The 14,728-nt window shown below is 58.4% G+C and carries 12 protein-coding genes and 1 pseudogene; 8 read left to right on the top strand and 5 right to left on the bottom strand.

What is annotated here, in order from left to right:
• Positions 1 to 133: 133 nt before the first annotated feature.
• The 3 genes from U5919_RS06175 to U5919_RS06165 form a co-directional block, all read right to left on the bottom strand.
• Positions 134 to 1,453, bottom strand: a complete 1,320-nt coding sequence (locus U5919_RS06175) for an ABC transporter substrate-binding protein (protein WP_336022870.1) — start codon at positions 1,451 to 1,453, stop codon at positions 134 to 136.
• Positions 1,454 to 1,601: 148 nt separating this feature from the next.
• Positions 1,602 to 3,299 (bottom strand): acetate--CoA ligase, encoded by a 1,698-nt coding sequence (locus tag U5919_RS06170; protein ID WP_336022869.1) that lies wholly within the window; start codon positions 3,297 to 3,299, stop codon positions 1,602 to 1,604.
• 92 nt (positions 3,300 to 3,391) lie between these two features.
• Complete coding sequence (locus tag U5919_RS06165) at positions 3,392 to 4,153, bottom strand: IclR family transcriptional regulator (protein WP_336022868.1); 762 nt, start codon at positions 4,151 to 4,153, stop codon at positions 3,392 to 3,394.
• A gap of 1,076 nt (positions 4,154 to 5,229) precedes the next feature.
• On the opposite strand from U5919_RS06165, the gene U5919_RS06160 reads away from it, so the two are divergent.
• From U5919_RS06160 to U5919_RS15905, 7 genes and pseudogenes are all read left to right on the top strand, one after another.
• Positions 5,230 to 7,170 (top strand): archaea-specific SMC-related protein, encoded by a 1,941-nt coding sequence (locus U5919_RS06160; protein ID WP_336022867.1) that lies wholly within the window; start codon positions 5,230 to 5,232, stop codon positions 7,168 to 7,170.
• A gap of 287 nt (positions 7,171 to 7,457) precedes the next feature.
• Complete coding sequence (locus U5919_RS06155; protein ID WP_336022866.1) at positions 7,458 to 7,823, top strand: VOC family protein; 366 nt, start codon at positions 7,458 to 7,460, stop codon at positions 7,821 to 7,823.
• 87 nt (positions 7,824 to 7,910) lie between these two features.
• Positions 7,911 to 8,693 (top strand): HpcH/HpaI aldolase family protein, encoded by a 783-nt coding sequence (locus U5919_RS06150; protein WP_336022864.1) that lies wholly within the window; start codon positions 7,911 to 7,913, stop codon positions 8,691 to 8,693.
• 203 nt (positions 8,694 to 8,896) lie between these two features.
• Positions 8,897 to 9,019 carry a hypothetical protein gene (locus U5919_RS06145; RefSeq protein WP_004975901.1) on the top strand — a complete coding sequence of 41 codons (123 nt, stop codon included), beginning with the start codon at positions 8,897 to 8,899 and terminating at the stop codon, positions 9,017 to 9,019.
• Positions 9,020 to 10,243 carry an RNA-guided endonuclease InsQ/TnpB family protein gene (locus U5919_RS06140; protein ID WP_336022861.1) on the top strand — a complete coding sequence of 408 codons (1,224 nt, stop codon included), beginning with the start codon at positions 9,020 to 9,022 and terminating at the stop codon, positions 10,241 to 10,243.
• A 40-nt stretch (positions 10,244 to 10,283) separates the two neighbouring features.
• Positions 10,284 to 10,409: a VOC family protein gene (locus tag U5919_RS06135; protein ID WP_336022860.1), complete on the top strand. Its 126-nt coding sequence runs from the start codon at positions 10,284 to 10,286 to the stop codon at positions 10,407 to 10,409.
• A 66-nt stretch (positions 10,410 to 10,475) separates the two neighbouring features.
• Positions 10,476 to 10,694: pseudogene (locus tag U5919_RS15905) on the top strand (hypothetical protein); the annotation flags it as partial.
• A gap of 216 nt (positions 10,695 to 10,910) precedes the next feature.
• On the opposite strand, the gene U5919_RS06130 reads toward U5919_RS15905, so the two are convergent.
• Together U5919_RS06130 and U5919_RS06125 are read right to left on the bottom strand one after the other, a co-directional pair.
• Complete coding sequence (locus U5919_RS06130) at positions 10,911 to 12,209, bottom strand: hypothetical protein (protein WP_336023877.1); 1,299 nt, start codon at positions 12,207 to 12,209, stop codon at positions 10,911 to 10,913.
• Between the two features lie 352 nt (positions 12,210 to 12,561).
• Positions 12,562 to 13,332 carry an IclR family transcriptional regulator gene (locus U5919_RS06125; protein ID WP_336022859.1) on the bottom strand — a complete coding sequence of 257 codons (771 nt, stop codon included), beginning with the start codon at positions 13,330 to 13,332 and terminating at the stop codon, positions 12,562 to 12,564.
• Between the two features lie 168 nt (positions 13,333 to 13,500).
• On the opposite strand from U5919_RS06125, the gene U5919_RS06120 reads away from it, so the two are divergent.
• Positions 13,501 to 14,676: an ABC transporter substrate-binding protein gene (locus U5919_RS06120; protein ID WP_336022858.1), complete on the top strand. Its 1,176-nt coding sequence runs from the start codon at positions 13,501 to 13,503 to the stop codon at positions 14,674 to 14,676.
• Positions 14,677 to 14,728: the final 52 nt, after the last annotated feature.

Here is a 14,728-nt window from a genome sequence, read left to right as displayed (position 1 = left end):
CTGAACAGAACGATCTTCGATGCCGGGCGGGCGGTGATCCCGTACGAACCGGGTTCGATTCTGGACGAGGCGGGAGTTCAGTACGAGGCGGCAGTTGATTTCGTCCGAGGAACGATTCCGTACGAAGCGTCCCTTACGAGAGCAGGTCGCTCGACGGATCGTACGCCGGGAGCGGCTCCGAGCGGAACTCCTCGGTCAGATTGACGCTGCCGTCGGGGTAGTACTCCGGCGTCCCCGACTCGAAGCCGACCATAAGTTGGACGAGGTTCTCCAATTCGCCCCACTCGGTGTACTGTATCGGCGAGGCGAACAGCGTGTCGAGTTCGATGTTCCGGATCGAGTCGGCGATGGCGACCGGGTTCGCTTCGCCGGCGTCCTCGATCGCCGCGCTGATGAGGTCGCCGACGACGTACCCGACGGCGTTCAGCACGCCGAACCACTCGCCGGTCTCGTCGTAGAACCGCTGTCCGATCTCGGCGTACTGGTCGGAGAACGGATCGGGCTGGGTCTGCGCGACGAAGCCCTGCGTGACGGAGTCACCGAGCGCGTTCGCCGACAGCTTCGCGTCGCTGCGCCCGATGACGTAATCGGGGTCGACGCCGTCGAGCCCTTGGAGTTGGTTGTAGATCGTGAACACGCCCGGCGGGTGGCTGGCGGTGATGAGCAGATCGAGGTCCTCGGGCATCGCCCGGAGATACGTCGTGAAGGAGTCTTCGCCGAACGGGGCGACCTCCATGTGGACGTTGATGTCGTCGGGGAAGATCGCCTCGATGCTCTGCTCCCACGCCCGACCGTACGAGTAGTCGGCGATGATGGCACCGACGTTCTGGAGCCCCTCGCTCTCGATGAACTGGCTCACTGCACGGGCGTTCGTCGGGGCCGGGGCGAGCCCCATCCGGAAGTTGTAGCGCGAGTCTCGGGACAGGAACTCGGAGCTCCCGACGAACTGCGGGATGTGCGGAACCTGATTATCCTCGGCGATCGGCGCGACGGTGAGCCCGATGTCGCTCGAAATCGCGCCGGTCAGCACGGCCGCGTTCTCCGCTTCGATGAGTTCGGTCGCGATGCTCGTCGCCTCCGCGGGATCGAGTTGGGTGTCGCGATCGACGAACGAGAGCTGTCGGTCGAGCACGCCGCCGTTGGCGTTGATCTCGTCGAGCCGGAAGTTGAGCCCGTCGACGAACTGCTGGGTCGTTTGCGCGTACGGGCCCGTGTAGGGCTGCAACCCGCCGATGACGATGTCTTCGTCGCCACCACTGTCTCCGGCGGTTGCACCGCCGCTGTCTCCACCGCCGTCACCGCTGCCGTCCCCACCGTTGTCGCCGCCGCCGTCGCCGCCGTTCCCGCCGTTCATACACCCGGCGACCGACCCGGCAACGACCGTCGCTCCCGTCAGTTTGATGAAATTCCGCCTGTCGGTCACACTCCGCTCACTGGTGTTACCAGATGGCATACTCTGCAGAAATAATCGTCAGCATAAATAGCTTTCTACTAAATGAGCTGACTGGTGGGTTCGAACAACCGGAGACGCTCGTCGATACTCGAACAGCACGGAGCGTTCGAAAGCGGGTCGACGCCGTATCGGACCGTTCGAGGGTACCTTAGCCGAGCTGGGCGTCGTCGAGACCCTCGCGGGAGCGGAGCGACTGTCGACGCACTTTCCCCGTCGTCGTCGTCGGGATCTCGTCGGTGAACTCGACCTCGCGGGGGTACTCGTACTTCGCGAGCCGCTCTTTGACGTGCGATTGGAGGTCCTCTTTCAGCCGCTCGTCGGCATCGTGACCGGCGGCGAGAACGACGAACGCCTTCGGAATCTCGCCTCTAGTCTCGTGCGGCACGCCGATGACGCCCACGTGTTGGACCGCCGGGTGCGTCAGCAGCGCCTCCTCGATCTCCCTCGGCGCGATCCGGTACCCCGAACTGATGATGATGTCGTCCGAGCGGGAGTGAAACCGGATGTACCCCTCCTCGTTCATCGAAACGAGGTCGTCCGACAGGAGCCAGCCGTCTTCGATCGTGGCTGCGGTCTTCTCCGGCAGTTCGTGATAGCGCAGAAAGAGCACCGGGTCGTCGCCGTAGCGGACGGCGAGTTCGCCGACCTCGTGCGGCTCTTCGATTCGTTCGCCCGTGTCGGGATCGAAAATCGCGACCTCGTGGCCCGCCGAGGGGACGCCGAAGTACCCGAGTCGGTGCTCCAATCCGACGGCCGGGTCGTCGCAGATGAGGCCGCCGACCTCCGAGGTCCCGTAGCCCTCCAAGAACGCGGCGTTCTCGAACGTGTCTGTCACCCACTCGATGATGCTCTCGTCGGCCGCCTCTCCGCCGGTCGTCAGCGACTGGAGGCTGGTGAGATCGTACTTCTCTGCGGGCTCGTCGATCTGCATCATCATCCGGACGGCCGTCGGCGGGAGATTCAGCTGCGTCACCCCGTAGTGATCGATCAACTCGAACTCGCGCTCGGGGTCGAACTCCCGTCCGGCGTAGCCGACCACGGGAATCCCGTAGAACATCGCCGGGAGGACCATCCCCGGCAGCGACATAATCCACGACCACTCCGCGACCGTCCGGACCACTTGGTCCTCGTCGGTCCGGTGACACTGGAGGCTGAGAAACTGAGGCAACTCCCCGAGGAGATGCTGGTGCGCGTGGACGACGCCTTTGGGCTTCCCTGTCGTCCCGCTCGTGTAGATGATGAACGCCTCGTCGTCGGCGGCCGTGGGATGCGGCTCGAAGGACGCGGAGGTTCCCTCGATCGCATCGTGGAAGTTGATCTCGTCTCCCTCATCGAAGTCGTCGTAGGTGACGATCAGCTCCAGCGACTCGACGTCGTCGCGGACCGATCGGAGCGCGTCGATGGCGGCCTCGTCTGCGAGAAATACGGACGCGCCGCAGTCGCGGAGCCGATACCTGAGCCCGTCCGAACCCAGAAGGACCGTGAGCGGGACCGAAATCGCACCGATCTTGAACGCGGCGAGGTGTCCGACGAGCGACTCGACGCACTGCGTCCCGTTGATCGCGACGTGGTCGCCCGCGTCGACTCCCGTGTCGGAGAGGTACGCCGCGAACCGGTTTGCCATCCGGTCCAGTTCCCCGTAGGTGTACTCCGAGCGCTCGCCGTCGAGTCGATCGAGCGACAGTGCGATCCGGTCGGGATCCTCCTCGGCCCAGCGTTCGCACGTGTATTCGGCGATGTTGAAGCGTTCCGGTACCTCCCAAGAGAACCACTCGTTGATCTCTTCGAGCGTCTCGAACCCCTGCTGGTGGAAATAGTATTTCTCCAATTCTGCGGGTGGATTCATCGTCAGTCCGTTCATAACGATCGATATTAAAAATACAGCCTCGATGACGGCGTCGTCGACGGCCGATGAGGGCGCAGATCCCTACGGTCCCGCTACGGCGCGTACTGGTAGTTGACCGAGATGATGTTCGCCGACTTCTGAACCTCGTCGGCGAGTTCCTGTCTGTACCCCTCATCGCGCAGTCGATCGGACGGACAGACGACGCCGATCGAACCGAGCACCTCCTCACCGATTCGAACCGGCGCGGCGACGGTACCCATCCCGACGACCTGCTCGTTGCGGTCGATTCCGTACCCCTCCTCTCGGATCGCTGCGAGCTCGGCGTCGAGCGCCTCGCGGTCGGTGATCGTCTGTTCCGTTCGGGCGGTGAGGCCGTGCTGGTCGATGATCGACTCGATACGCTCCTCGTCGAGGAACGCGAGTATCACCTTCCCGCCGGCGTGCGTGTGGATCGGCGTCTTGAGCCCCGGGTAGATCCCCAGCCGGAGCGAGTCGGATCCGAACTCCGTGTGCAGGATGACGAATTGGCCCCGTTCTTCGACGTTGACGCTGACGAGTTCACCGGTGTTCTCCACCAACCGTTCGAGCTCGGGTTTCGCGACGTGGAACAGCCGATTTCGGTATTTGACCTGTCCACCGAGCTCTAACAGCTGAAACCCCAGTCGGTAGGTCCCGTCCTCGTTGATCACGTAGCCCATCGTCCGCAGCGTCCGGAGGTAATCGTGTACCGTACTCTTCGGTACGTCGAGCTGTCGAGCGAGGTCTGCAACGCCCACTTCCTTCTGCTCTTTGAGCACGTCCATTATCTCGAACGCCCGCTGTATCGTTTTCAGCGGCGGCGTGGTTTCGGTCATAGCTACGTAGAGGGTGTAATCGAACCAACGTAAATACTGCGGTTATTTCGAACGGATACGGTTGCATTCTGAGGGGATGGATTGAGGAGCAAGTACCACGAGCGAGAGGCGAGAGCGAGCGCATCTCCGGACTACGTACCACGGTCGAGAACAGCGTCGAGAACCGTCCGACCGTCGGGTCATCAATCGTTCACCACCGCAGGAGTCTGAGTGGATAACAGAGGTGGTGCGCTCGAAACGCCGGAACGAGACCGGTAACACGAGAGCAGTCCTCGAGACCAATCGTCAAGAATAGATCGGTTATACACCGAATGCGTCCGACTGGGAGTCGCTACCGAACCAAATGTATCCGGATAACTCGAAGAGTCGTTCGAGATCGTTTCAGTATCTCCGAAACTCGACCACCAACCGCAGTCTCAGAATAGCGGACAATTCCTCGCAGTGTGCGCGCCGTATCGCTCGCTGGTTTCGATCGTTCGAACTACCCGGTTCACTGCCGCGTAACGAAGGTACGACTGTTATGACACGTCAGATACGGCGGCAGACGATGCTCTCGATCCGCGTCGTTGATTCAATGGCGACGAGAGAGTAGCGTTTGCACGTCTTCAGCGGGGCTATCGTCGTCCGCACCGAATTCTCGCCGGACGGTACGGCGAGAACCGATAGACCGGTACGAGAATCCCTCTCACTCACTCGACCGCACGCGGTCGTATATTCGGGAGATCGATCAGTTGCGGACGCTGTCACACTTCGGTCGCTGGCCGGTAGCGATCGCGCCGTGATACGAGCGAGACCACCAGTACACGAATAGTAAGTATACGTATATATATGTGGCCGAATTTGGAGGGAACCACGTGATAATCGAGGGTTCACAGCGGAAGGAGTAGAGTAAGAGCCCCCGCGTGAGTTGTCACTGTGTCGAGTTGTCGTACGAAAAACCGATTTGACGCGACGGACGAACTCAGCGTCAATGGACCGTACGGCGATTTCGGACGGATCGATCTGTCGACGCGTGTTAACTCGAAACCGAGTAGGGTACACAAAGCATATATACGCAAGCACGGATACAACGAAGTATGGCGACTTCCGAACAACTGACTGACTCCGCTCATTTCTCTGTCGAGAACATCGGCGGTATCGATAGCACCGAGGTAGACATTCCGCCCGGCGTAACCGTCCTCACGGGCAAGAACGCGACCAATCGTACCTCGTTCCTTCGCTCGATTATGGGCGCGATGGGCAGCCAGCGCGTCTCGCTGAAAGGCGACGCCGACGAGGGTCGAGTCGAACTCACGCTCGACGGCACGACCTACGAGCGAACGCTCACCCGCGCGGGCGACGGCGTCAGCTTCGAGGGCGACGCCTACCTCGACGACCCCGAGGTCGCGGATCTGTTCGCGTTCCTCTTAGAGACTAACGACGCCAGACAGGCCGCCGCCCGCGGCGAACAGCTCCGCGACGTCATTATGCGCCCCGTCGACGTCGACGCCATCCGCTCGGAGATCAGCCGCCTCGAAGAGGAAAAAGGCGACATCAACGACACCCTCGCGCGCATCGAATCGAAGAAGCGAGAGCTTCCCGAGCTCGAACAGCGCCGGACGCAACTCCGCGAGAAGATCGAAGACAAGCGCGAGGAACTCGCCGAGCTCGAAGAAGATATCGACGACAGCAGCCGCGACGTCGAGGAGGGCCGTCAAGAGCAGGCGGAACTCGAAGACAAGCTCCAAGAGCTGCGCGAGACCCGTTCGGAGCTCGAATCCATCCGCCGAAAGATCGAGCGCCAAGAGGAGAGCATCTCCTCGCTCAAGCGCGAGCAGAACGAACTCGAAGCCGACCTCGACGAGCTGCCCGAGACGCCGATGGGCGATCATCGCGATCTCGATTCCGAAATTGAGCGTCTCCGCGGCGAGCGACAGGACCTGAACACCGAGATCAACGAGCTCCGGAGCCTCATCCAGTACAACGAAGAGCGCCTCGAAGCCGAGGACTACGAGCTCCTCGAAGACGGCGGCGCGGCCGCCGAAAGCGGTGGTGGCTCTGTCACCGATCAACTCGTCGACTCGGACGACGAGACCGTGGTCTGTTGGACCTGCGGCTCCTCAGTCGAGCGCGAGCAGATCGAATCCACCATCGAGCGGTTGAAATCGATCCGCACGGAGAAAGTCGAGGAGCTCAACGAGGTCAAGAGCACGCTCGAGGAGAAGAAACAGGAACAACAGGAGGCGACAAAGAAACAGCGCCAGCGCAGCAACATCGAGGAGAAACTCGACGACATCGACGCGGAACTCGACCGACGCGACGAGCAGATCGACGCGCTGAAAGCGAATCGCGAGTCACTGACCGAAGACGTCGAATCGCTCGAATCAGAGGTCGAAAACCTCGAATCGGCGGACTTCGACGAGATCCTCTCGCTGCACAAGGAGGCGAACCAACTGGAGTTCGAGATCGACAGCCTCGAGTCGGACCTCGACGAGGTCACCGAGGAGATCGAGGAGATCGAAGACGACGTCGAACGCGCCGAAGACCTCCGCGAGAAGCGCGCGGAACTGGTTGAGGAACTCACCGACCAGCGGACGAAGATCGACCAGATCGAGGCGGAAGCCGTCGACTCGTTCAACGAGCACATGGAGTCGATTCTGGAGCTGCTGGGCTATGAGAACATCGAGCGGATCTGGATCGAGCGGATCGAGGGAACGAGCGGGGGACAGACGCGTTTCGAGTTGCACATCGTGCGGACGACGGAAAACGGGGCGGCCTACGAGGACACGATCGACCACCTTTCGGAAAGCGAACGCGAGGTCACGGGACTGATTTTCGCGCTAGCGGGCTATCTCGTCCACGATCTCCACGAGACGGTACCGTTTATGTTGTTGGACTCGCTGGAAGCGATCGACTCCGACCGGATCGCCAGACTCGTCGAGTACTTCGCCGATTACGCGGATTTCCTCGTCGTGGCACTGCTGCCCGAAGACGCGCAGGCACTCGACGACAACTTCGCACGCGTTACCTCGATCTGATCCCTCGTCCGATCGCTACGTATTTGATAGCAGTGACTGACTAGTTCCTCGTCACCCGGTCAGATGATATCGAACTCTCGACCATCTTCATCGTAAATTCGTAAAGCTCCATTCAGGTCTGCTTCAGTGAGTCCGACGTTTATTTGATGATCTAATACGCCCCGACCAACTTTCGGGAAAATGTCGACCGAAGTCTTACTGCCCCAGCATAGATCGCTGACAAAATCTGGACATCACCCGACCACTTAATAAAAATATTTAAATATCTGTACCCAGCACACAACACTGTGATTAGTGAAATCGACCACATTGAGATAGAAGTAAGCGATGCTTCAGAGATGGCGGAATTCTTTGAAAAACTCGGATACGAGCAGCATCGGCAAACCGAACACCACGGAGAATCCTACGAATACGTCCCTGCTAATGGAGACGGCCCACTCTTCGAGATCCATACGGTCTCCGGCGAAGAAACACCGGGAATCAATCACATCGCCTTCGCAGTCGATGACATCGAACAGGTCTCTGAGCAGTTAGAAGAAGCGGATATCGACTCGATCGTGGGGCCGTACGACGTCGACAAGACAGGTCGTACGATCACGAACTTCAGAGACCCAGACGGGAATCGGTTCCAAGTCGTTTCGGACGACGACTAATCTGCATAGCTGGTATCACGCCATACCTCCGTTTTTGCTGACCTTCCGAAATAGTTACTACAAACGCGTAACGACGTCGACCTGCGAATGGATCAGAGCAACAGCCTTCGTCGAAAGATCGAAGACGGTGGTACCGTTTATGGAGCACGCGCGTCGACGTTCTCACCGACTGTCATCGAGGTCTTCGGTGAGTTGGGTGTCGATTTCGTCTGGCTTGACTTCGAACATATGGGACCCAGTCCGTGGGACAGTCGGGTGTTCGAAGACCTCACCCGCGCCGCTGAAGTCGGGGGAACGGAACTGTTCGTTCGGATCCCGAACGGGGATCCATCGCTTATCAGGAAGGTCTTGGATGCGGGCGTGCGGAATCTGCTCATCCCACGTGTGGATTCTGCAGACGAAGTCCGCGAAGCAGTCGAAGCAACGCGATTTATCTACGGCAGTCAACCTGGAGAACGTGGGAAAGCAAGCGGTCGGTCCAGTAGTTGGGGGACAGCTGAAAACTACATCCAAACCGAGGACCAGGAAGTCTGTCTCGGTGTGATGATCGAGAAGACGACCGCTATCGACGATCTCGAAGCAATCCTTGACGTCCCCAAGCTGGGATTCGTCTTCATTGGCCCGTCGGACCTTTCGGTGCAAATGAACCATCCGTCAGAGAAGGACCATCCCGAAGTAAACAACCAGATTAAGGCCATTGAAGACGCGTGTATTGCTGCCGATGTCCCGTTGGGTGGAATCAGGAACGACACAAAATCGATAGCGGAGGCAGAACGGAGAGGATATCAGATCCTCCGTGTTGGTGGTGACCTCAACTCCATCGACGCAACAATCGGAGAGCGACTCAGGACGATCCACAACGGTAACTGAAACACTCTGTTGTAATTTCCTTTCAGTGAACGGGTGGCAGTGATTTACCTAAATTGAGGCGCTAAGGCCCCTTCCTCAACGAGCGACCGGAGGGAGCGAGTAGGAAGGGTACAGCGCTGCACGAGTAGCAAACACGTTCGTCGCTCGGCCCACAGGCCCACGCAATCGCAACTCTTAGTTGTGTAGTTTGTGTATTATGTGGTGTGGCAACGCGCAAGAACATCTCCATCCGCGACGACCAAGCCGAGTGGGTTGAGGAGAACCACCTCAACCTCTCGTCGTTCGTCCAAGAGAAACTTGACGAACTAATCGAAGAACGCTCGTAGATGAACTACAACTACAGGTATCGACTTCGACCGCCCGACGCTCTCGAACAGCAGTTAGCGTGGACTGCCGATACCTGTAGACAGGTCTACAACCACTTCCTCCACCGACTCAACCGAACCGACGACACCTCGGCATACAGCGAACAGAAACTCTTGCCGAGCCTCAAGAAGTGGTGGAACGACCTCACGAGCGTTCACTCAAAAGTGCTACAGAAGGTCGTTCAACGGCTGTACGACAATCTCACGACGCTTCGCGGTCGCAAAGAGAACGGCTACCGCGTCGGGACGCTCAAGTGGAAAGCGCCGGGCGAGTACCGTAGTTTCACCTACAGTCAATCCGGCTTCAAGCTCAAGAACACGAGCGGTCGGACGCGACTGTGGCTCTCGAAACTCGGAGAAGTCCCACTCACCTTCCACCGCGACCTCCCCGACGAAGCCGACATTAAGACCGTCACGGTCAAGCAGGAACCCACCGGCAAGTGGTACGCTATCCTCGGCGTCGAAACTCCCGACAACCCGCCGGAGAAACCCGAGAATCCCGAGAAATGCGTCGGTATCGACGTTGGCATTCTCAAGTATGCCCACGACACCGACGGCACCGCCGTCGAGTCGCTCGACCTGTCCGACGAGCGCGAGCGGTTAGAACGCGCACAGCGTAACCTCTCGCGGAAGGAACGCAGGTCTGCGAATTGGGAGGAACAGCGCCGCGTTGTGGCCGAACGCCACGCCGACCTGAAGAACAAGCGCCACGACTTCCTCCACAAACTCTCGGCCTACTACGCTCGGGAGTACGACCTCGTGGCCGTCGAGGACTTGGACGCGAAGGGCTTGGTCGAACTGCCGGGCAACTCTCGGAACCGGGCAGGTGCGGCGTGGGGGGCGTTCCTTCGGATGCTCGAATACAAGTGCGAACGCGAGGGAACGCACTTCGTCGCCGTGAATCCGAGAGGGACGACAAAAGAGTGTGCGTCCTGCGGCGTCTCGACAGACAAGCCGCTGTGGGTGCGCGAACATTCCTGTCCTGCCTGCGGTTTCGAGGCAGATAGAGATGCGAACGCGGCGTGGAACATTCTTTCTCGCGGAATCAAGAAGCGGTTAGGAGCGGGACGCTCCGAATCAACGCCTGTGGAGACTGCGCTCCCTGCGTCCTCAGTTGTGGATGCAAAGCGCGTCGTGGAAACAGGAAACCCCACCCTCAAGCGCGAGCCGTCAGGCGAGTGGTAGGGTGGGGTAGTTCACTGAAGCGCCCTCAAATCCTCGATCTATGGTGCCCGAAGTCGCACGGCTAGACTACGTCTCGCTCGAGACACCGAATCTCAAAGAATCACTGCCGTTCTTTCACGACGCCGTCGGGATTGAAACCGTGGAGGGCGTCGACCACATTGGATGACAAACAGCAGAACCCGAGGACGTGACCAGATTTGCGGAGAAGTTCGAACAGTAGGGGTTCGACCTCACCTTGATTGAGGATGGCACAAAGCCCCGACAAGGAGAGGCGGTCCAGTTCGAGATACCGAGCGGCCATTGGTTCGAACTTTATCGAACGATAGAAAAGCCGAAACCCGCAGCGGAGCAGCGATCGAACCTCAAGAATTGCATATATGAGCCGTCAAAAAAAAAAAACAACTCCGTCGGTCCTCCGCCGAGCCGAGATCAATACGGGGGAGTTATTTGACGCTCGATCTCCACTGGGAGCAGTCGCGTGGGAGGCAGTCGACATCAGCAACGGCGAAGTCCACCAGTAGATCGGTGGTATCGATTCCATCGAACGGGTCTACTACTGACTAGTAGGCGCCTCGGCTGCAGGTTGACGACGATAATGAAGGAACGGGTTAGAAAGACGCTCACGCGGAAATTACGACTCACGTGACCGCTTTAAGCGATACCCGATCTATCGCGAATCGTTGAGGTACGGACTCGGTGCGACTGTCGCAGATATCTCTGTTTGCGAGTGTGCTTCTACCGTCGGATTTGGCGATTGACCGTCTTTTTCTCCCCAGATGAAGGAAACTTCCGTTCCGGGATCGCTGTATTCTTTGTCGATCGAGCAGATGGAGATCATCTCGCGGTTGCTGTAGGAGTAAGCAAAACTCTTCGAGAACCCGATGACATCCTCGCCGTCGAGCACCTTGTCGTGGTGGCCGCCCCAGCGATCCCGCGGCAGGTCAAAGAGCTTGTGAGGGAGCTCCTCGTCCTGAAAGAGGGAGGCGAATATCCCCGCGGCATCCTCGTCGTCCCAGACGAGCGTAACGCGGGTGCGGTCGGGGTCTTCGGCCTCGGCCTCGAGTGCCTCCCGGCCGACGAAGTCGTGATCGAAGTTGATCATATGGTCGTAGCCGAGGTCGATCGGGCTCAGGTAGTAATCGGTGATGTCGTCGGAGAGATAGCTCCCCGCGATGGAGTACGTTCCCTCGTACGTGTCGGCGTCGAGCCACTCGCGGTACTCGCGCATCTCCTCTCCTGTGTAGATTGCGGGTACGTGCGTGGTTACCCAGCCCAGCTTCACGCTAAGTGGTTCGTACGCGCGCGTGCCTAGGCGTTTGATTCCGTATTCCTGACCGGCCTCGAGGAGCACGTCCTTGATCAGGTCGCCAATCTCGTAAGGGCCCTGCAGCTCGAAGCCGATCTCGCCGGCCATTCCGTGGCGCAACGCTCGGATCTCCTCGCCCGCGATGTTGATGGTTTTGAAATTGAAGAAGGGGATGTCGGTGAGCGTATCATCGGTGACCTCCCGCATCACGTCGAGGGCGTTCGGTCCCTGTACCTGGTAGGTGAAGAAGTGCGGGCCGTTCTCGGATTTCGAGGACTTCGGATAGATAGTCTGTTCCGCATCGTACCCCCCAGCCTCCAAGTTGTATGCGACCCAGTGAGCGGCCGGGACCTTTCCGCTCATCACGAACTCTTCGTCTCCGATGCGCTGGAGGACGCCATCTCCGATGAACTTTCCGTCGGGATTGCTCATAATCGCCTGCTTGGCCTTCCCTACATCGAACCCATCGAAGCTGTTGGTGGAGAGTCGCTTCAGAAGTTCGAAGGCGTCTGGACCCTCGATGATCTGGTCCATCTGGTGGTGTGAGAGATCCGCGAGCACGCACGTTTCCCGGACGGCACGCAATTCGTCCATCCAGTTTGTGTACTCGCGGGCGACTTCTCGCGGCCAAGTCCAACGTCCCCCCGCGTCCTTTAGCATATCAACCGGGCTTTCAGCTGCATCTAAGGCTGACTGTAGACTCTGGTTAGCCATAGTAGTCCGATTACCGTCTCTATATATAAATTTTTGGATAGTCGTATTTTGACCCGAGGTCGAACACACGCTATCCTTCGATCAGTTGTAGCACTATTGAATTGGCTCCGATTCATCATTGATGCACTATCTACTCAACAGTCAATTGGCTATTCAAAATCGTTAAACGATGTCTTCTCTCTGAACGGACTCATCCACACAGATAGTAACGTGTGTACACTTGATAGTGAAATTAATTAGAGAACATATCCTGCAAACTAAATTATAACGTGCGTACACTTGTTATTTCAATTGTATATTAGAGACCGCTCTCCGAGTAGGTCAGCTTCAGTTCAATTTCGTTCGCTGCACCTCTGACGATGTTCGGAATCTCCTCTTGGAATCGCTCACCGACAAAGCGATTCGCGGGGCCCGCTAGGCTGATCGAGCAGACGACCACGCCGTCTATCAAGATCGGAGCTGCGACGGACCGCATTCCTTCGATGGACTCTTCTCTGGAGTATGAGTACCCGCGCTCTCTGATCGAGGCCAGTTCCTCTTTCAATTGGTCGGGATCAGTGATCGTGTGCTCAGTTTTCGCTTCGAGCCCGTGCGTCTCGATGATTTGGTCAATTCGATTCGGTGGTAGGTGAGCGAATATCGCCTTCCCGCTGGCGGTGCAGTGCAGCCCCGACCGATCGCCCATCGTGAGGTCCGTCCGTATGGCCCTTTCACCCTCGGTCCCGTAGACGTACACCGCTTCCCCCAGTTCCTCGACGAAACAGGCTGCCAGTTCGCCGGAGGTATCCGCCAGTTCTTCCACTTTAGACTTGATGCTCGGAAAGGCAGGTTCGTTCCAGAGCGCGTACATCCCATACTCCAGAAACTGCAGTCCGATCTCGTACTTGCCGTCGTTCTTCACGACAAATTTGTGAGCATAGAGAGTATTGAGGTACACCTGTACGGTGCTCTTGGGCATATCTAGCTCCTTTGAAAGTTCTGTCACGGTTTTTCCTCCTCCCTCTTTCAAGTGTTTGAGCATCTTGAACACTTTCCCAACCGACTTGAGCACATTGCCTTGTTTATTCATAGCACGGCGTATGCTACCTACTCGTAACAATCTTTTCTTTCAGGCCATCAGTACGAGTTGGTTCAAAGATATTGAACAATTCAGGGTGCCCTCAATGGCCGAGAGTACAAAGAGTACATATCAAGCCTTATCAAAAAGATTTATATGTTCTTATCAAAATGGATGCCTATGGGTGTCAATGACAGCCCCCTGACTCGGAGGACAGTGATAAAATCGCTCGGCGCCGGTGCCGGGATCGCCGGTCTCGCCGGTTGTTCTGGCGGAAGCGGTGGCGACAGTGGCGGCAGCGGTGACAGCGGTTCCAGCGACGGAAGCAGCGACAGTTCTGGTAGCGATTCCGGCGGCGGTGAGAAGGCGACCGTGCGTGTCGCGGGCACTGGTGGAAGCTGGGGGGAGTCGAGAGCCGAGGGGTTCTATGACCCCTTCCGCAACGGAGAACTTGCCTGGGACGACAAACACAACCTCGAGTTTTCAGGCATCGCCGCCGAGCAGTACGTCTCGGAGCTCCAGCGGGATCCGGAGAATCCGGCGTACGACGCTATCGAATTGGACGGACAGCGCGCGGCGCTCTTGGGCGAGAACGATGCCGTATCGAGCCAAGCGGAGGAGCTGGACAACTTCGACAACATTCCGGAGGCCTTCAGAAACGAGTATATGTGCGGGACCGTGTACTTTCCTCGCGGAATCGCCTACCGGGAGGATAAGACGGACAAGGAGTTCAACACTTGGGACGACCTCATCGATCCGGAACTCGAGGGCCGCGTCGGGTTCGAGCCGTGGAACAACGCGGGCTCGAAGTACTTCTACGTGATCAACGCCGCAAAGGGCGGCGACCTCGACAACCTCGAACCCGGACTGGAGTGGCTTCGTGAGTTCGTCGAGACCACCGATCCCATCATCTTCGACTCCATCGACCAGGCTCTCCAGCTCTGGACGAACGACGAGATGGACGTTGCGCCGTTCCTCTCTGCCCGCGCGGAGAACCTCGAAATCGACGAAGGACTCGAGATTGGATTCTCCGTACCCGAGGGCGGAGCGCCGCAGGACTTCTGGGGCTATCCCCTTACGAAGCACAATGGCGAGGACAGACACGAACAGGCCCGAATCTTCGCTGATGGATGCCTCGAACCACAGCCACAGGCGATGTTCGCAGAAGTAATGGGCTATCCCCCGGCCAACCCTGACGCTGTCGAGCACATCTCGGATGAGGCCCTCGAAAACCACCCGATGATCCAGCCGTCCGAGGAGCAGATGGAACGCTACAACGTGGACGTAGACTGGGTCCAAGCGGCCAAACAGTCCAACGAGGACGGAGAAAAGTTCCGCAAGATCATAGCCGGCTAATACCGCCAGGTAGTCTCTGCGGGGCGAATCGGTCGTGGCACCCTTTCGGTAT

It is taken from the genome of Halobellus sp. LT62, from assembly GCF_037031285.1.
GTDB classification, from domain to species: Archaea; Halobacteriota; Halobacteria; order Halobacteriales; family Haloferacaceae; genus Haloquadratum; species Haloquadratum salinisoli.
The sequence above is the reverse complement of the archived record's forward strand: the minus strand, read 5'-3'. Positions and strand labels throughout refer to the sequence as shown.

Bases quoted from the DNA above. Each gene is read 5' to 3' on its own strand.
- U5919_RS06175 (WP_336022870.1), bottom strand. From the start codon at position 1,453: ATGCCATCTGGTAACACCAGTGAGCGGAGTGTGACCGACAGGCGGAAT.
- U5919_RS06170 (WP_336022869.1), bottom strand. From the start codon at position 3,299: ATGAATCCACCCGCAGAATTGGAGAAATACTATTTCCACCAGCAGGGG.
- U5919_RS06165 (WP_336022868.1), bottom strand. From the start codon at position 4,153: ATGACCGAAACCACGCCGCCGCTGAAAACGATACAGCGGGCGTTCGAG.
- U5919_RS06160 (WP_336022867.1), top strand. From the start codon at position 5,230: ATGGCGACTTCCGAACAACTGACTGACTCCGCTCATTTCTCTGTCGAG.
- U5919_RS06150 (WP_336022864.1), top strand. From the start codon at position 7,911: ATGGATCAGAGCAACAGCCTTCGTCGAAAGATCGAAGACGGTGGTACC.
- U5919_RS06140 (WP_336022861.1), top strand. From the start codon at position 9,020: ATGAACTACAACTACAGGTATCGACTTCGACCGCCCGACGCTCTCGAA.
- U5919_RS06135 (WP_336022860.1), top strand. From the start codon at position 10,284: ATGGTGCCCGAAGTCGCACGGCTAGACTACGTCTCGCTCGAGACACCG.
- U5919_RS06130 (WP_336023877.1), bottom strand. From the start codon at position 12,209: ATGCTAAAGGACGCGGGGGGACGTTGGACTTGGCCGCGAGAAGTCGCC.
- U5919_RS06125 (WP_336022859.1), bottom strand. From the start codon at position 13,332: ATGAATAAACAAGGCAATGTGCTCAAGTCGGTTGGGAAAGTGTTCAAG.
- U5919_RS06120 (WP_336022858.1), top strand. From the start codon at position 13,501: ATGGGTGTCAATGACAGCCCCCTGACTCGGAGGACAGTGATAAAATCG.